This is a genomic window from Bartonella doshiae NCTC 12862 = ATCC 700133 (assembly GCF_000278155.1).
Lineage (GTDB): Bacteria > Pseudomonadota > Alphaproteobacteria > Rhizobiales > Rhizobiaceae > Bartonella > Bartonella doshiae.
In genome coordinates, this window is the sequence record NZ_JH725097.1 from 129,057 (window position 1) to 147,974 (window position 18,918).

Annotated in this window: 16 protein-coding genes; 5 read left to right on the plus strand and 11 right to left on the minus strand. The window is 39.2% G+C overall.

Annotation, left to right across the window (positions count from 1 at the left end):
• Nucleotides 1-7: 7 nt before the first annotated feature.
• The 3 genes from fabA to fabI are packed head-to-tail and all read left to right on the plus strand — an operon-like array spanning nt 8 to nt 2,665.
• Complete coding sequence (gene fabA, locus MCS_RS07295) at nt 8-517, plus strand: 3-hydroxyacyl-[acyl-carrier-protein] dehydratase FabA (protein ID WP_004857053.1); 510 nt, start codon at nt 8-10, stop codon at nt 515-517.
• 57 nt (nt 518-574) lie between these two features.
• Nucleotides 575-1,795, plus strand: a complete 1,221-nt coding sequence (gene fabB, locus MCS_RS07300; protein WP_004857056.1) for a beta-ketoacyl-ACP synthase I — start codon at nt 575-577, stop codon at nt 1,793-1,795.
• Between the two features lie 51 nt (nt 1,796-1,846).
• Complete coding sequence (gene fabI, locus MCS_RS07305) at nt 1,847-2,665, plus strand: enoyl-ACP reductase FabI (protein WP_004857059.1); 819 nt, start codon at nt 1,847-1,849, stop codon at nt 2,663-2,665.
• Nucleotides 2,666-2,953: 288 nt separating this feature from the next.
• Here the strand turns inward: fabI and gpsA are convergent, their stop codons facing one another.
• The 11 genes from gpsA to acnA all read right to left on the minus strand — a co-directional run bounded on the left by gpsA (nt 2,954) and on the right by acnA (nt 17,316).
• The gene (gpsA, locus tag MCS_RS07310) at nt 2,954-3,976 is read right to left on the minus strand and encodes an NAD(P)H-dependent glycerol-3-phosphate dehydrogenase (RefSeq protein ID WP_004857063.1); all 1,023 of its coding nucleotides are present in this window, start codon (nt 3,974-3,976) and stop codon (nt 2,954-2,956) included.
• A 429-nt stretch (nt 3,977-4,405) separates the two neighbouring features.
• Nucleotides 4,406-5,002 carry a cytochrome o ubiquinol oxidase subunit IV gene (gene cyoD, locus MCS_RS07315; protein WP_004857065.1) on the minus strand — a complete coding sequence of 199 codons (597 nt, stop codon included), beginning with the start codon at nt 5,000-5,002 and terminating at the stop codon, nt 4,406-4,408.
• Nucleotides 5,002-5,667, minus strand: coding sequence for a cytochrome (ubi)quinol oxidase subunit III (locus tag MCS_RS07320; protein WP_004857067.1), 666 nt, complete (start codon nt 5,665-5,667; stop codon nt 5,002-5,004). The genes cyoD and MCS_RS07320 overlap by 1 nt, the downstream gene beginning before the upstream one ends.
• Nucleotides 5,664-7,682 carry a cytochrome o ubiquinol oxidase subunit I gene (cyoB, locus tag MCS_RS07325; protein ID WP_004857072.1) on the minus strand — a complete coding sequence of 673 codons (2,019 nt, stop codon included), beginning with the start codon at nt 7,680-7,682 and terminating at the stop codon, nt 5,664-5,666. The genes MCS_RS07320 and cyoB overlap by 4 nt, the downstream gene beginning before the upstream one ends.
• A gap of 71 nt (nt 7,683-7,753) precedes the next feature.
• Nucleotides 7,754-8,725 (minus strand): ubiquinol oxidase subunit II, encoded by a 972-nt coding sequence (gene cyoA / locus MCS_RS07330; protein ID WP_004857078.1) that lies wholly within the window; start codon nt 8,723-8,725, stop codon nt 7,754-7,756.
• A gap of 129 nt (nt 8,726-8,854) precedes the next feature.
• Entirely contained in the window at nt 8,855-9,301 is a 447-nt protein-coding gene (gene aroQ / locus MCS_RS07335; RefSeq protein WP_004857083.1) for a type II 3-dehydroquinate dehydratase, read from the minus strand.
• Between the two features lie 56 nt (nt 9,302-9,357).
• A complete protein-coding gene (gene recF, locus MCS_RS07340) occupies nt 9,358-10,488 on the minus strand; it encodes a DNA replication/repair protein RecF (protein WP_004857088.1) in 1,131 nt (376 codons plus the stop codon).
• A gap of 20 nt (nt 10,489-10,508) precedes the next feature.
• A complete protein-coding gene (gene dnaN / locus MCS_RS07345) occupies nt 10,509-11,630 on the minus strand; it encodes a DNA polymerase III subunit beta (protein WP_004857091.1) in 1,122 nt (373 codons plus the stop codon).
• Nucleotides 11,631-11,822: 192 nt separating this feature from the next.
• Nucleotides 11,823-13,403: a chromosomal replication initiator protein DnaA gene (gene dnaA / locus MCS_RS07350; protein ID WP_004857093.1), complete on the minus strand. Its 1,581-nt coding sequence runs from the start codon at nt 13,401-13,403 to the stop codon at nt 11,823-11,825.
• A 708-nt stretch (nt 13,404-14,111) separates the two neighbouring features.
• Nucleotides 14,112-14,378 (minus strand): 30S ribosomal protein S20, encoded by a 267-nt coding sequence (rpsT, locus tag MCS_RS07355; protein WP_004857098.1) that lies wholly within the window; start codon nt 14,376-14,378, stop codon nt 14,112-14,114.
• Nucleotides 14,379-14,628: 250 nt separating this feature from the next.
• Entirely contained in the window at nt 14,629-17,316 is a 2,688-nt protein-coding gene (gene acnA, locus MCS_RS07360; RefSeq protein WP_004857100.1) for an aconitate hydratase AcnA, read from the minus strand.
• A gap of 289 nt (nt 17,317-17,605) precedes the next feature.
• On the opposite strand from acnA, the gene ccmA reads away from it, so the two are divergent.
• On the plus strand, nt 17,606-18,232 hold the full coding sequence (gene ccmA / locus MCS_RS07365) for a heme ABC exporter ATP-binding protein CcmA (protein ID WP_004857103.1): 627 nt from the start codon (nt 17,606-17,608) through the stop codon (nt 18,230-18,232).
• Nucleotides 18,229-18,894: a heme exporter protein CcmB gene (ccmB, locus tag MCS_RS07370; protein ID WP_004857106.1), complete on the plus strand. Its 666-nt coding sequence runs from the start codon at nt 18,229-18,231 to the stop codon at nt 18,892-18,894. Before ccmA ends, ccmB begins: the two co-directional genes overlap by 4 nt.
• The last annotated feature ends 24 nt before the right edge of the window (nt 18,895-18,918 follow it).

Genomic DNA, 18,918 nt, shown 5'->3' on the forward strand with positions numbered 1-18,918 from the left:
AGTAATAATGACTGAACAAAAGTCTCGCTACACTTATGAAGAGCTTCTAAGCTGCGCTCGCGGCGAAATGTTTGGTAAGGGTAATGCACAATTACCTGCACCACCGATGCTAATGATTCATCGAATCACTCACATTAGTGAAACTGATGGTGAATACGGTAAAGGAATGGTTCGTGCCGAATTTGACATCACTCCAGACCTATGGTTTTTTGACTGTCATTTTATAGGTGATCCAGTCATGCCAGGATGTCTTGGTTTGGATGGCATGTGGCAATTGACAGGTTTTTTTCTTGGTTGGCTAGGTGAACCAGGAAAAGGAAGAGCTATATCAACAGGTGAAGTAAAATTGTCAGGTATGGTCACTCCACAAACCCAACTTCTTGAATATGGGATAGACTTCAAACGTATTCGGCGTGGAAATTTGGTCTTGGGAATAGCCGATGGATGGGTGAAAGCAGATGGAGAAGCTATCTATAAAGCGAGTGATTTACGCGTCGCTCTATTCAAAGAAGACTGAACATTAATTTCCATTAGAAAAGTATTTTGTTATTCTATATGGAACAAGGAGGTATGAATGCGTCGAGTTGTTGTAAGCGGAATGGGAATTGTTTCCGCGATTGGGAATGATACGCAGGCTGTTTTAACCAGTTTATATGAAGCAAAATCCGGAATTTCTTACGCACCTCAATATGCTGAATTAGGTTTCCGAAGCAGAGTTCATGGTAAACCTGATGTTAATATAGAAGAATTGGTTGATCGACGTGCTTTACGTTTTCATGGACGTGGAACTGCTTGGAATCACATTGCCATGGATCAAGCAATTGCTGATGCGGGTTTAGAACCTCATGAAGTATCAAATGAACATACAGGTATCATTATGGGCTCTGGAGGAGCTTCAACTCAATCCATTGTTGAGGCTGCTGATATTACACGCCAAAAGGGTCCAAAACGCGTTGGTCCTTTTGTCGTGCCTAAAGCGATGAGTTCTACTGCATCCGCAACACTTGCAACTTTTTTTAAAATTAAAGGAGTAAATTATTCAATCTCTTCAGCTTGCGCTACATCTAATCACTGTATCGGTAATGCCTATGAAATGATACAATATGGCAAACAAGATCGTATGTTTGCTGGTGGCTGTGAAGATTTAGATTGGACATTATCTGTTTTATTTGATGCCATGGGTGCCATGTCTAGCAAATATAATGATGTGCCAGAAAAAGCATCACGTGCTTATGATATCAATCGCGATGGTTTTGTTATTGCTGGTGGAGCTGGTGTATTGGTCCTGGAAGAACTAGAATGCGCTAAAGCACGTGGTGCAAAAATCTACGGAGAAATTGTTGGTTATGGTGCTACATCTGATGGGCATGACATGGTTGCCCCATCTGGAGAAGGAGCAGAGCGATGCATGCGTATGGCACTTGCAAGCGTGCATGAAAAAATTGATTATATCAATCCCCATGCAACAGCAACACCGGTTGGAGACCCCCCTGAAATAGAAGCAATCCGCCGCATTTTTGGAACAGGAGACCAATGCCCGCCAATTTCTGCTACAAAATCTCTTACCGGTCACTCTTTGGGGGCCGCAGGTGTTCAAGAAGCGATCTATACACTGTTAATGATGAATCATAATTTTATTTGTGAAAGTGCTCATATTGAAGAGCTTGATCCTAATTTTTCCGATATGCCAATTGTTCGTAAGCGTCGTGATCATCAACAACTTAATACTGTATTGTCTAATACCTTTGGTTTTGGCGGTACCAATGCAACGCTCATTTTCCAACGCTATGTATAAAACAGGAGTTCTTAGCTGATTGAAAACAAGCACGGTCTTACGGAGAATAATATGAAAGCTTTGATGGAGGGAAAACGTGGCCTTATTATGGGGGTTGCAAATGACCATTCAATTGCTTGGGGCATTGCATGTCAACTAGCAAATGCAGGGGCTGAATTAGCATTTACTTATCAAGGAGATGCTTTCGGAAAACGCGTTCAACCACTCGCGGAAAAACTCGGCTGTAAGTTATTGCTTGAATGCGATGTAGAAAAAGTTGAAAATATTGATCGTGTTTTTGAGTATCTTGAAAAAGAATGGAAAACTATTGATTTTGTTGTCCATGCCATTGGTTTTTCAGACAAAAACCAACTAAAAGGACGTTATGTTGATGTCACAACACGCGAGAACTTTAACCGTACGATGGTGATCTCAGCTTACTCCTTTACTGAAATTGCTCAGCGTGCTGGTAAGCTTATGCCGAATGGAGGAGCGCTTTTAACACTCACCTATGGCGCTTCACAGCAAGTTGTACCTAATTATAATGTTATGGGTATTGCTAAAGCTGCTTTAGAAGCTATGGTACGCTATTTAGCTGCGGATTTTGGTCCCCAAAATATTCGTGTCAATGCAATTTCAGCTGGTCCTATTAGAACTTTAGCCGGTAATGGCATTGCTGCTGCGCGAGCAATTTTTTCCTATCAACGCCGTAATTCGCCTTTACGCCGTACTGTAAATATCAATGAAATCGGAAAATCGGCTCTTTATCTGCTTTCCGATTTGTCATCAGGTGTTACTGGTGAAATCCATTATGTTGATTCAGGCTATAACATTATGTCTATGCCAACACTTGAAGAATTAAAACAAAGTGAGGAAACTCAGGGAGAATAACTATTCATAGTACTTAGAAATACGAAATGATTATTTGCAAACTATTTTAAGAAATATATTGAGCATTTTCTCAAGCTTATAATATTTATAATTGGAAGAAATAGCTTATTTTCAAAAGTGTGATTTAGACACCAGTTAAGTTATTCATGTTTAAGTTATATTATATAAAACTAAACCCATGTAACACTGTAATTTTATAAAGCATTATCATATTATTTAATTGATCAACGTAATCTGTTTAAAAGCTTCTGTTATATTATAATCGTATTGTTCATGTATTTGGATTGTTTAAAAACATACTGTATCATACATTTCATCTTTGAGTGTTCGACTCAATAATGCATGAGCTGCTTCAAAAATGCTTTTATTACAAAATAGAACTTTATAAATTTGCTCTGTAATTGGCATTTCCACCCCAATACGTTGTGCTAACATACGCACTTCTTGAGTATTTAAATAACCCTCTACAACTTGACCTACCTGTTTTTTTGCTTCTTCTATATCCATTCCTTGGCCAAGAAACATTCCAAAACGACGATTGCGTGACTGATTATCAGTACATGTCAAAACCAAATCACCTAAACCTGTCATTCCCATAAATGTGCTAAGCTCAGCACCCATAGCAATGCCTAAACGGCTGATTTCAGCTAATCCTCGTGTGACAAGAGCTATTCGAGCATTTGCTCCAAATCCCATACCATCTGATATTCCAGCACCAATGGCAATGACATTTTTGACTGCCCCACCTAATTGAACACCAACCATATCTGAGTTTTTATAAACTCTAAAACTTTTACTACAATGGAAAAGTTTTTGTAATTCTTCACTAAATTCAGTATTAGAAGCCGATACCGTAATTGCAGTGGGCAAACCAATTGCAAGTTCTTTAGAAAAAGTCGGTCCAGAAAAGACAGCCAAAGGGATTTTATCACCTAAAATCTCGCGGGCAACTTCTTGTAAAAGACGTCCTGTACCATGTTCTAGACCTTTCGTTACCCAAATAATACGCGAATATTGATCCAAATAGAGCTTAATATTGCATAATAGCTGGCGAAATCCATGGCTTGGAACAGCAATTAATATGTTATGGCTTGCTGTTATTGCAGCCTCAAGCGAAGCTTCAATTAATAAATTATCGGGAAATTCAACATCGGGCAAATACGTTTGATTACTGCGCTGTTCCTGTAATTCTCTCATATGTTGAGGTTTATTGCCCCAGAGTAAAACACGATGGCCATTACGGGCAAGAACAACGGCTAATGCAGTACCAAAAGAACCAGCACCAAGAACGGTCATCGAAACGGTTTTCATTAACGTTTTCTGATTATTTTCCAAATTTCCGATTTTACTGTATATTTATATTATAGTAGCAAATATCTTTAATATAAATTCATTGAATTTGAAAGAGCTACTTCTCCGTAGCTTTATAAAATACTAGAATATAAAACCTTTTAAAGATCCCCATATTCTATGTATTGAATTACATAAACATCATTTTTGTACATTCTACAAATGACTGTTAATTTCAAATTAAAATTAGATTTTTCTAAATTATCTATAGATTCTCTTGGTTAGAATAAAAGCGCATTTACCATTTTCTAAATGATTACTCCACTGAATCTTGTGCTTAATACCCACCTTGCTAGCCTACAAACATTTTTATGACTAAACTGCCTATAAAAAAAGCCAATGCTAAGTGCATTGGCTTTATAAATACATTATATGTACCTGGTAATCATCTTACGGAGTCTGCACACCTAGCGCTTCTCCCACCGGTATATTTTCATTAGGCGTCTGCTCTTCTTCAGAAACCTGCGCATCTGATGCTTGCCCTACCGGTATTTCTACACTAGGTACCTGTTCTACAGGTGCCTGCGTACCTAAAACTTCCTCCGAAGATACCCCTGTACCTGATAACTGTTCCTCTGGTTTTTGTATATCTGATAATTCCTCTATTGCGGATACAGAACCACTGCTTCTTAATTCTTCCGGCTCAATAATACGTCCTGAACCACCCATCATATTATAATTCAAATGAGAAATAGCCCACCACGTTCCTCCAATAATAATGAAAACGCAAATAACTGCAAACCATAAAGTGCTTAAATTCCATTTGGCATCTGGACCAGAATTTAAGTGTAAAAAGAAAACAATTTGCACTATAATTTGAATAATTGCCATCCCCAAAAGATATACAACCTTTGTACTAATTGCCCAGCTCTCCATCATTCCATACATCACAGGAATAAAAGAACCCAAAGTGAAAAACACAGCCAAAATAAAACCAACTATATAGGAACCATTACTTGGACTATGTGCATCATTGTGCATACTCATTACAATGCTCCTAACAAATAAACCATAGTAAAAACACCAACCCACACAATATCAAGCAAATGCCAGAAAATTGAAAGACATGTCAAACGTGTTTTATTATCTTGATCTAAACCATTACGACGAAGATGAAAAAACATTACTATCATCCAGAGAAGCCCAACACTCACATGAAGACCATGAGTGCCAACCAAAGCAAAAAATGCTGACCAATAAGCAGACAAAATCTCTCGACCAAAAATCTGTAAACCCGTTGCATGATCAATACCAGCGTATGCACCAGGATCGTAATAGAATACCTCGCCCAAAAGTTCATGGAATTCATAAATTTCCATTCCAATAAAGAAAGCTCCAAGTACAAAGGTAATAGCTAGCCATAAACGCACACCACCGAGATTGCTCTTATGGGTTTGTACCATTACAAAACCATAAGTAATTGATGACAACAATAAGATAGCGGTTTCAACCAAAACAAATTTTAAATCAATAAACTCATTGCCAGCTTTTCCCCCTCCATAAGAAGAAGAGAAAACAGTAAAACTTGAAAAAAGCGTTGCGAATAGAATCAAATCCGAAAGAATATAGATCCAGAAACCAAATGTCATTGTTGAGCTATTGTCGTGATGATGCTCATCAACATGAGCATTATTCATTGTCATAGCACTCATACTCTTACTCCTTGCTCTTTAAGAACTGCTGTAAAAGCATCCTCAGTTTTCTGCACTTCTTCAGCTGAAATATAGTAACCATGATGATCACCAGTTAATGAATGACATACAATCGTTGCAACAAAACCAATCAATCCAATCGCAACAAGCCACCAAATATGCCAAACAAGAGCAAAACCAACAACCAATGAAAAGAATCCTGCAATAATTCCAGCGGATGTATTTGATGGCATATGAATTTTTGCAAATCCACTTGTCGGACGCTGATAACCATTCTTCTTCATATTCCAATAAGCATCGTCAGATTGTACCTCTGGAAGTATTGCAAAATTGTAAGAAGGAGGAGGTGAAGAAATAGACCATTCAAGTGTCCGTGCATCACCCCAAGAATCATTTATTGTCACTGGCAAGCATCCTCTATGTTTAATACCGTACCAAATTGCCAAAACAACTTGCAGCACAAAACAAAGAATACCAAGCAAGATAATAAAAGCACCTAATGCAGCGATTACGAACATTGGTTGCCAACTAGGCTCCATGTAATGTTGAAGACGACGCGTCGCACCCATTAAACCAAGTGCATAGACTGGGAAAAAAGCAAGGTAAAAACCAATGAACCAACACCAGAAAGATGCAATACCCAATGCCCGATTTGGTTTATAACCAAAAGCTTTTGGAAACCAAAAAGCAAGTCCCGCTAAATAAGCAAAAACCACACCTCCAATAATTGTATGGTGGAAATGTGCTACTAAAAAGAGCGAATTATGAAACTGCCAATCAGCAGGAACAATTGAGAGCAATACACCCGTTAATCCACCACCAACGAACGTAAATATCATCCCCATGCACCAAAGCATCGGAGGTTCAAAACGAATCCGACCTTTATACATAGTAAACAACCAATTAAAGACTTTAACACCTGTTGGAACCGCAATGATCATTGTTGCAATACCAAAGAAGGTATTTACAGCTTCTCCTCCACCCATTGTGAAAAAATGGTGACCCCAAACAAGAAGAGAAAGAATCAAAATAACCAACATTGCCCATACCATAGAAGTATAACCAAAAAGGCGTTTTGAAGAAAAAGTTGAGACAACCTCAGAAACAATCCCAAAAGCAGGAACAACCAAAACATAAACTTCAGGATGACCAAAAATCCAAACATAGTTAATCCACACCATTGGATTTCCACCACCAACATTGGTAAAAAAATTCATGCCCAAATAACGATCGCATGCCAAGAGTGCAAATGCTACAGTTAAGACAGGGTAAATAACTAAAATAAGGACATTGCTAACAAAAGCGCTCCAACAAAAGACGGGCATTCTCATCATCGTCATCCCAGGAGCACGCATTTTAATGATGGTCGCGACAAAATTGATCGCCCCCATTGTCGTCGCAATACCAGAAAGCTGAAGTGACCACAAATAATAATCTACTCCTGTATCTGGACTACCTTGCAACTCAGTGAAAGGTGGATACATCAACCAACCACCACGACCAAAATTTCCAACACCTAGGGATATGTTAATCAATATTGCCCCTGCAGCAGTAATCCAAAACCCTAAATTATTCGCAAAAGGGAAGGCAACATCACGAGCACCAATTTGAAGCGGTATAAGATAATTGAAAAGACCAAATAAAATAGGCGTAGCCATGAAGAAAATCATAATGGTGCCATGGGCCGAAAAAATCTGATCAAAATGATCAGGTGGCAAATACCCTGCCGATTCACTCCCAAGCGCCAAAGCCTGATGTGTCCGCATCATAATCGCATCAGCAAAACCACGAACAAGCATGATAATCCCAAGAACGATGTACATAATGCCAATTCGCTTATGGTCAACTGTTGTAATCCAATTTCGCCATAAAACTCCCCACCATCCAAGCACCGTTAAAGCAATAACAGCAATTAAACCAACCAAAACGATCGCAATACATGTATATAAAACGATTGGTTCATGTGCAAGTGCGTGAAAAGCACCAGCAGTAGGATCTGTAAGTCTTCCAAACATTTCTCAACCCATATCAAATGAATTTCAGTTTAAAAGAAACCTTATTTAAAAAGGTTCTTTCTCGATTGATCCTAGATAACACCAGGATCAAAAACAGAACAAAGTGCACCCCAAAGTGTCTGAGCAGCGGCACGCTTCATTAAGTCTTCATTGCAGACCGTATTTTCATCAACACATCGATTGACAATCCGATAGTAAAGCCGCTTTTCAACAGGAGCAAAATAACGCACTTCAGCATCCTTTTCCTTCGCAACAATATCACCCATACGAGGCGCAATAGAAAGCTGACGATAAGATGCGCGGTCAAGTGCTTGACCATTAGCCCGAGCTTTAATAATCCAATCATCAAAATCTTGTGAAGATACAGAATACCATTTAAAACGCATCCCTGCAAAACCATCACCGCTGTAATTCGCAGAGCTCCCTTTAAATACTCCCTGTTCATCAGCAATTAAATGCAATTTAGCATTCATTTGCGGCATAGCATAAAGAACCGTTCCCAGTTTTGGGACCCAAAAGGCATTAACAGAACTCTCTGATGTTAACTGCAAAAAAACCTGACGACCTTCAGGTGCATAAATTTCATTTATAGATGCAATACCATACTCAGGATAAATAAAAAGCCATTTCCAATCAAGAGCAACAGCATCAATTTGTAACGGCTTTTCTTCTCCAACAACCTCCACTGGAAGCGGATTTTCTGGTTCAAGCTCATAGGTATAATAGGCCGTCAGCGCTCCTAAAATAATTACGATAATAATGGGAACACTCCACATAAAGGCTTCAATTTTATTTGAGTGTCCCCAATCAGGTAAATACTCTTTCGCTGTATTTGATGCACGATATTTGATAGCTAAAAATACCACACTCACCATCACTGGAATGACAACGCAAAGCATAACAAGAACACAAATCACAATCAGCACAAGCTGTTGACGTGCAACATACCCTGATGGTTGGATAACATCAATTTTACAACTAGATAAAAGCAGTGCGACCCCTAAAATCACAAACATTTCTAATTGTCTAATAAAGCTTTTCATCTTTATTTACCCCCGTTACATGCACTGGAAGTTACTATAAATAAACAGATAGCACCTTAATGGCCATCTTACCTATCCAAAAATATTTATCAAGTAAATTCAACATCCATATTTCTCTTATCCAACGCTCTATCCATTATATTTAAATTGCTTAGCAATATATTCAAGCGCAAGTAGATATCCCTCACTTCCACAACCAGATATAATTGCATCCACACCCGCAGAGGTGTAGGAATGGTGACGAAAGGCTTCACGCTGATAAATATGAGACAAATGAACTTCTACCTTTAGCCCTGAAAACATCTTTAATGCATCAAGAAGCGCAACGGATGTATGACTATAAGCCGCTGGATTGATGATTAATCCAGAACTGACACCAATAGCCTCCTGTATCCACTCTATTAATTGTCCTTCACAATTACTTTGATGAAACTGCACTTTCACACCAAGCTTTATTGCCTTTTCTCTGCAGCATTGTTCAATCTCTTCTAAGGTTTTAGTTCCATAAATTTCTGACTCACGTCTACCGAGAAAATTTAAATTAGGACCATTTAAAACTGTTATAATAGTAGACATAGCAAGCCTCTTCTCCTCGATCACCACCCTATAAAAAAACTTTAACACGCTTTTTGCTACGATAAAGCTCCATCTTTAATTTCAAAAAACTCTGCTCTCCCTTTTAAAGAATCAAATAAAATACGATCTGTTCCTGTCATAAATGTTTGCCCACCTAAATCATCAAGAATATCAAATAAAGCAGCACGCCGATGAGAATCAAGATGCGCTGCCATTTCATCAAGGAGAAGAATAGGTGCTTTCTCTGACATCATTCCTGTTAAACGTGCATGACATAAAACCAAACCTGTCAACAAAGCTTTCTGCTCACCTGTCGAACAGGATGTTGCAGCCATATTTTTATCGGCATAAAAAACTTGTAAATCTGTGCGATGCGGTCCTTCTAATGTCCGCCCAGCAGCACGATCTATCGCGCGATTATGCTGTAACCGATCACAAAATTGCTCTTCAACCTCAACTGCTGATATCTTACCCAGAGCCGTCTCTAAAAAACCATCAATTTGTAAAAAAGCCCGCGGGAAAGGTATCTGAGATGGCGTTCGTGAAAACATGTCATTTAAAAGCCTAACAACATCAATACGCGCTGCAGCGATAGCCGTTGCAAGTTCTGCCATTTGCTTTTCTAAAGCATCAAACCAAGCACAATCATTATTTCCATCTAAAAATAAACGATTACGTGCACGCATAACTCTATCATAATCTGCTATACGACGACTATGCAAAGGATCAATAGCCAAAACCATACGATCCAAAAAACGGCGACGCTCAAGTGAAGGTCCCGTAAAAATCCCATCCATAGAAGGAGTTAGCACACTCATGTGACAGTAATCTGTCAAGCTATCACTTGTCTCATTTACACCATTAATATGGACTTTTCGACTGTTATCGCCTGCCTCTAAAGCCGTACCAATATTTACTTCACCATAAAGGGCACATTGTAAACGAGCAAACACTACAAACCCTGCATTCTCACCATCCGCAAAGCTGACATCAGAATACGACGCACGCCGTAAACCACGACCAGGAGAAAGAAAAGACAGCGCTTCTAAAAGATTTGTTTTACCAGCACCGTTATGGCCAATAAAAACCACATGCTGACCTGAAAAATGAATATTAAAAGAAGAATAATTGCGATAACGTACAAGCCTTAGCTGCCTCACTGTCACTTTGTGCACATGATCAGCCATGCATCGCAAAATAATTGCCCCTAAACGCGAATAGGCATCAACACGTAAAGTGCATCCGCATCATCATTATCACGAATTAAAGCAGGCGCCCCGGCTTCAGCCAACATAAAAACCATTTCATCACTTGAAAGCTGCCCAGCAATATCCAAAAGATAACGCGAATTAAACCCTATCTCAAGTGGATCAGACGTATAAGTCGCGGCCAATTGATCTTCTGCACTTCCCGAATCAGGATTATTAACAACGAGCTTTAATTGCCCATGCGTAATTGTTAACTTCACTGCACGCCCGCGATCACTTGAAATTGTTGAAACACGATCAACTGCAGAAGAAAAATCCTGCCTATTGACGATCAATTTTTTATCATTGCCAAGGGGGATAACGCGTTGATACTCTGGAAATGTGCCATCAATTAACTTTGATGTAAAAATTACAGACCCTATAGAAAAGCGAATTTTTGTTTCCGAAAGCTCTATACATACATCGCCATCACTTTCTTCTGAAAGAAGCTTTTGCAACTCTCCTACAGCTTTACGAGGAATAATAACACCTGGCATACCTTCAACCCCTGAAGGAGCTACCATATCAACTTGCGCCAAACGATGACCATCTGTGGCAACTAAACGCAGCTTTAGAATACCATCATCAATAACATGAAAATAAATACCGTTAAGATAATAGCGGGTTTCTTCAGTAGAAATAGCAAATTGCGTACAATCCAACAAATGCTTCAAACCTGACGCGGATAAAGAAAAACGGTAACCAAACTGCCCTGGTAGTGACTCTGGAAAATCTATCTTGGGAAGACATTGAAGCTGAAAATTCGCACAACCAGACACAATAGACATCGTACTTGCCTGATCGGCACCAACGGATAAAACAATCTCACTGCCATCGGAAAGTTTCCGCACTATATCGTACAGCAAATGCGCTGGAACAGTTATTGCTCCCGCCTGTTGAACATTGGACATAAAAGATTCGGTAACTTCTAAATCAAGATCTGTTGCTTTTAATTGCACACTGCCGTTGTCTGCATCAATCAACACATTCGATAAAATAGGAACAGTATTACGACGTTCAACCACACGGTGAACACGACCAAGAGATTTAAGAAGTTGATTACGATCAACTGTAATACGCATAAAATCCCCGTTACAACTTACTAAGAACCATAGGAATTCTTTAGAGATAAAAAAACAACCGATTCACTTAAAAGAATCACTTTTTGAAGTCTATTCAACCTCTTCACAAATGGCAAGTGGGTCCTGCACAAGAAAAAAATACCCTCTGCCATTTCTCCGTAATACATCCTGAAAAAAGGAAATTTATAAATATTATGCAGCCTGCTCTCCGATCAAACGCTTAAGCAACTCAAGCTCTTTTGCTAATGTTTGATCATCACAAACCATATCTTCAATTTTACGTACAGCATGCAAAACCGTTGTATGATCACGCCCTCCAAAACGACGGCCGATCTCCGGCAATGAGCGAGGTGTCAACATTTTCGCCAAATACATCGCAACTTGTCGCGGCTTTACAACTGTACGCGTCCGACGATTAGATAATAAATCTTGCTTAGAAACATTATAATGACGCGCAACCGCACGTTGAATTTCTTCAATACGAATACGTTTAGGCTCTCCTGAACGCACCAAATGGCCCAACAATTCATCAATCCGCTCTAGAGATAAATCCGACTCAAAAGACTGACGAAATAATAATTGATTAAATGCCCCTTCAATATCGCGCCCTGACCCTAAAACTGTTTTAGCAATATACTCCAGAACCTCATCAGAAATAGTAACCATGTTATCATCTTGCTGCGCAACTTTTAACCGCTGACGCAACATTTTTAAACGCATTTCATAATCCGGCGCTTCAATCTCAAGAGCGACCCCTCCTTGTAGTCGAGACCTAACTCGAAGATCTAGTGATTCTAATTCTGCTGGCGGACGATCCGCAGCAACAACAACCTGTTTTGCACTATCAAGCAACATGTTGAGCAAATGACAAAATTCGTTCTGTATTGATTTTCCTTGCAAAAATTGCATATCATCAATAATCAAAAGATCAATATCACGAAGCTGTTCCTTAAAAGAAAGAGCATCATTGTCACGAATAGCGGTCGCAAAACGCCACATAAAATATTCAGCAGTTAAATAAATAACGCGCGCAGATGTTAAACGCTTTAGAGCAGCAGCAGCTATAGCCTGAAGCAAATGTGTCTTCCCTAAACCAACGGATGCATGAATAAAAAGAGGATTAAAGCGCAAAGCACTTTTATGACCCTCTGCAATAGAACGCGCTGCTGCTAAAGCAACACGATTAGAAGATCCTTCAACAAAATTCTCAAAAGTATAACGAGAATCAAGGGGTGAACCTAAAATCCCTGTTTCAACACCCTTTACTGAATGCTCTGTATAACTCTCAACAAAAGGCGAAGATGTTTGTTCCTCTAAAATAACAGGAGCAGCACTCGTCCTACATACAACACCTTTTGAAACGCGCTTCATACCACGCACAATAACTTCAACACGAAGAATCGCTGAATTCTCTTGTTTCCATAAATTGGTTAAAAGAGAGCCATAGTGATTATTAATCCATGAACGCAAAAATGCTGTAGGAACAGAGAGTTTCACAATATTACGGCTATATTCAGCAAGCTTCAAACGACCAAACCAACTCGTATAAGCCTCTATGCCAACCTGTGCCTTTACTTGTGCCATCACACGTGCAAAAGCTGCAGCACCTTCTTCCTCTGAAATAACTGAATGCCCTACAGAAGCACTCCTACCGACTGATCCACTTATATCCGTTATATCCGTCATCTTATTTTTTATTATTCTCTCTGCCGACAGGATATTTACCGAAACCTTTTTAAAGGAACTAGTTCTAGAGTTCAATTTATCCACCATCTTTCATCCCGATAAAAAATTAAATTTGTCTCGCCAAACAGCTAAAACAGACTCAGCGAAGGCAAAAACGACCTACCCCAATAAAATTATTCACTCTCCCCTAGGATAGCCTTATTACAACCCCACTAACAAAGATGACCAATAAGATTTACTTGTACTCATGATATAATCCCCTCTTCTAAAATGGAAAACATACCAATTAAGAAAACTAAAAAACACGCTAGAAAATCCCTCCAACATGAGACTCATGATAGTCCAAACTCATCCCCCTTCACTCAACACAATACAGGGCAATTAGCTGATCTAAACCTTGTCTGTTTTCAGCCTCCGTGAGAACCATACAAAACAGCAAAGGTAAAATGCAAGGGGTCAAATAAAAATCAAAAGCCCATAAAAAACTTCTATAAATATGCTCATATAAATCAGACATGAGAAAAATAATTGATTCAATTCACTTTTTTTTCTCTAAAATTACCAGGAATAAAGAATCTTTTCAGATTAAAAAAAAAAATAAAAAAAGCTTGACAAAAAAGACTCTGTAAAAATCCACAAAGCTTGTGGATAACCATCCAAATTCTACAATCCTAACCTTCCTTTTCATAAAAAGAATCGCCCCATACTTCCCCAACAATATAAGATTTTTAGAGAACAATAAAAAAGCCAGCACCCCTAGGGATGCTGGCCAATTTTTTAATAAAATAGAAAAACTTAAATGCTAAGCGCCTTTAAACGTTTTGCTAAACGCGACACTTTTCGTGCGGCAGCATTTTTATGAAAAACCCCTTTGGAAACCGCACGCATAATTTCAGGCTCAAAATCCTTAAATGCCATTTCAGCAGATGCCTTATCGCCACCAGCCAAAGCATCATCAAACTTACGCATAAAAGTACGAACGCGTGAACGGCGGGCCCGATTGACCTGCGTACGCATAGCAACCTTACGCACTGCCTTTTGAGCCGAAGGTGTATTCGCCATAAATATCTCTCTCTTTTAATTCATCGGATAGGAATAGTCTCACGACATCTCTACCAATATAAATAAATCCAAGCCAAGCTAAACTTTAAAGCTGCTCATAACTACGGAGCTTATAACGCAACCTTAAAGCCAACGTCAATCGAATTTTCAAAGAAGGGCTGAATTTTCAAAGAAGGACATACAAAATAATAATAGCCCAACTTTCTTGATCCCCATCTTGAGAAAATACGCTTAAACAAACAAATGGGGTTTAAACTGCAAGATTACGCAAAACATATTGCAAAATTCCACCATTATGTAAATATTCCAACTCATCTTCAGTATCGATACGACACAACAATGGAATGATTTTTACTGTTCCATCAGCAAAAGTGATTGTAGCAACAGTTTTCTGACGAGGCTTCAAGTTATTGATCCCTTCAATCGTTACCTTTTCATTCCCCTTTAAACCAAAAGATTGCCAACTTGCACCGTCTTCAAATACAAAGGGAACAATTCCCATACCAACAAGATTAGAACGATGAATTCGCTCAAAAGACTGAGAAATCACCGCTTTTATCCCAAGGAGATTTGTCCCCTTAGCGGCCCAATCACGAGATGACCCATTGCCATACTCAATACCAGCAAAAACAACGAGTGGAATACCCTCCCGCTTATATTTCATTGCTACATCATAAATTGCTTGTTCTTCTCCTGACGGATAATGAACTGTATAGCCTCCTTCACGACCATTATCCCCTAACATAAAATTACGAATGCGAATATTGGCAAAGGTCCCCCGCATCATAACTTCATGATTCCCGCGACGCGTTCCGTACTGGTTAAAATCAGCTACTTTAACCCCATGATCAATTAGATATTTTCCAGCAGGGGAATCAACCTTAATAGCACCAGCAGGAGAAATATGATCTGTCGTGATTTTATCACCAAACAGACCTAGGATTCGTGCTTCTTTAATATCTGACAGCACCTCAGGGATTTTCTGCATATTATCAAAATAAGGTGGATTACGCACATACGTTGATTGCTCATCCCAAGAATAGGTAGCTCCCGTTGGAACCTGAACTTTTTGCCAATTTTCATCTCCTTTAAAGACATCTGCGTATTTTTCGACAAAAATCTTACGTGTAATATTCTTCTCGATAAATTCCTGTATCTCTTTAGAAGTTGGCCAAATATCTCTCAAATAAACTGATTGACCATCTGAACCTACTCCAAGAGGCTGCTTCGTTAAATCTTTACGCACTGTCCCTGCCAAAGCATACGCAACAACGAGTGGTGGCGAAGCTAAATAGTTCGCTTGTACATCAGGCGATACGCGCCCTTCAAAATTACGATTTCCTGAAAGAACCGCAGCTGCAATTAAACTATTATTATTAATTGTTTTGGAAATAACTGGTGACAAAGGACCAGAATTCCCTATACAGGTTGTGCACCCAAAACCCACTAAATTAAACCCTAGTGTATTTAAATCTTTTTGCAAACCTGAATTGATAAGATAAGCTTCGACAACTTGCGAGCCAGGCGCAAGAGAAGTCTTAACCCATGGCTTGCTCTTGAGACCTTTTGCTACAGCATTACGTGCCAAAAGACCTGCCGCAATAAGAACACTTGGATTTGATGTATTCGTACAAGAAGTAATCGCAGCAATCACCACATCGCCATGGCCAAGATCATATTCCTCACCTTCAACTCTATAACGGCCATCTTGATCAAAAGTTTTCTTATAGTCACTAAATAATGCCTCCTCAAAACCTTGCCCAACACTTTCCAATGCAATACGCCCTTCAGGACGTTTAGGACCAGCCATAGAAGGCACAATACTTTCCATATCTAATTCAATTGTATCACTAAAAATGGGATTGGCGATCATCTCGTCATGCCACATCCCTTGCGCTTTGGAATAAGCCTCTACTAAAGCAATCCGACTTTCATCACGCCCTGTCATGTTGAGATAACGCACTGTTTCTTTGTCAATTGGAAAAAAACCACAGGTTGCTCCATATTCGGGAGCCATATTTGCGATCGTTGCCCTATCAGCAAGCGTCATGTGCTCCAAACCTGGACCAAAAAACTCAACAAATTTACCGACAACGCCCTTCTTGCGTAAAATTTGCGTAACCGTCAATACTAAATCAGTAGCAGTCACGCCTTCTTTAAGCCTACCTGTTAGACGGAAACCAATCACTTCAGGCAACAGCATAGAAACGGGCTGGCCTAACATTGCTGCTTCTGCTTCAATACCACCAACACCCCAACCTAAAACACCTAAACCATTCACCATAGTTGTATGCGAATCAGTTCCCACACAAGTATCAGGATAAACGGTCTTGCGCCCCTCTTCATCCCTCATCCATACACACTGTGCTAAATATTCTAGGTTAACTTGGTGGCAAATCCCCGTTCCTGGGGGAACAACACGAAAATTCTGAAAGGCTTGCTGCCCCCATTTAAGGAAACGGTAGCGCTCACCATTACGCTCATACTCATATTCAACGTTTTCCTTAAAAGCTGTAGAACTGCCAAAACTATCGACTATAATCGAATGATCAATGACTAGATCAACAGGAATAAGAGGATTGATTTTTTCAGCATCACCTCCAAGCTTCACCATAGCATCGCGCATTGCTGCAAGATCGACAACAGCAGGAACACCTGTAAAATCCTGCATGAGAACACGTGCGGGGCGGTAAGCAATTTCTGCACCAGCGCTGCCTTTGTCATCTAACCACTTAGCAACGTTTAAAATATCCTCTTTCTTAACCGTACGACCATCTTCAAATCGTAATAAATTTTCTAGAATAACTTTCATCGAAAATGGTAAGCGAGAAATACCCTTAAGGCCATTTTTCTCTGCTTCAATCAAACTGTAATAAGTGTATTGCTTACCACCAACATCTAAAGTTCTACGACAATTAAAGCTATTAATTTGAGACATGACTGCCCACCCTCATACTACAAACTACCCAAATCTCCCCCCAGAATGAACAACACAAACTACAAGTCAAGGTCATAGCTTGAGCGCAGATACAACCATCTCTCCCTTCACCTTCTCATTGGCAAATTCAGAAATCGGCGTCAAAAATTATTCCACACCAGATCTTGATGCAACAGGTAGCTTATAGAACTATTTCTAGAACTATTCTAGACATAATTGCATAAAAAACGTGTTTTTTATCCTATAATGCAATAAAGATTATAGAAATAAAAGCAAAACAGGTAATTGCATGGTACTATTTGGCAAAGATTTAGCAGCATATAGAAACGAAAAAATTCTGTTTCAAGGTCTTTCTTTTTGTTTATTTCCACGGCAATTTATGACAATAACAGGTCCAAATGGCATTGGAAAATCTACATTACTGCGAATCATTATTGGATTTCTTAAAGCTGATGAAGGTCATGTAAGTCTTAAAGACCACAAACAAACATACCCCGTAGCAACTGCGTGTCATTATCTCGGCACACAAAATGCTATGAAATCTTCCTTATCAGTTATAGACAATCTGAAATTCTGGTCAGCATTTTATGGGCAACATTTACGCAATCCTTATGAAGCCCTTGCTGATCTTGGTCTTGCTGATCTTGAGCAGTTACCTTTTAATGTTTTGTCAATCGGGCAAAAACGACGTGTCGCCATTGCCCGCCTTTTGCTTTCCTTTCGTCCTATTTGGATTTTAGATGAACCAATATCAGGTCTTGATAGCCATGCCCAAACTCTCCTTACTCATCTTTTCCAACACCATCTGAACCAAGGGGGCATGATTATCGCAGCAACCCATAATTCTCTCGGTATCCCAGAAAACCATAGAATTGCCCTAGAAAAATTTTTACCTCCTCAGGAGAAAAAAGAATGAACGCATTGTTCTGGCGTGATCTCAAACTAACCTTAGCTCCACAAGCTTCTTCATTAACAGGACTTTTGTTTTTCATTGCTGTTATTATGATAACGCCCTTCGCCATCGGACCAGATCCAAAAATTCTTGCAAAAATAGGTCCAGGCATATTATGGTTCGGAGCTCTTCTCGCAGGACTCCTTAATCTGAATAAACTTTTCCAAGCCGATCGCGATGATGGCAATCTTGATCAATTTATCCTTTCTGGAGAAAGACAAAGTCTTACATTAATTGTATTTATCAAATGTCTTGCTCATTGGGTAGGAACTATGCTCCCCCTTATTTTTGTCACTCCTATTTTAGCTTTAATGCTTCAGTTAGATGCAACAATAACTTTTACAACAATACTCAGCCTCTTATGCGGAACACCAGCTATCATTTTTATTGGTGCTATTGGAGCGGCACTCGCAACGTCATTATTGCACAGTACTCTTCTTATTTTTATCATCATTTTACCATGGATAATTCCAATCATGATTTTTGGTGTTTTAACTGCTACAGCTCCAATAAATCCAAATGTTTCTTTTCTCTCTTCTTTAACTTTGCTTATCGCTTTTTCGCTCCTTCTGAGTCTTTTTAGCTCTTTTGTTGCCGCTATAACGCTCAGGTTTTTATCAGAATAGCAAAAGATGATTGCCGCAATGCTA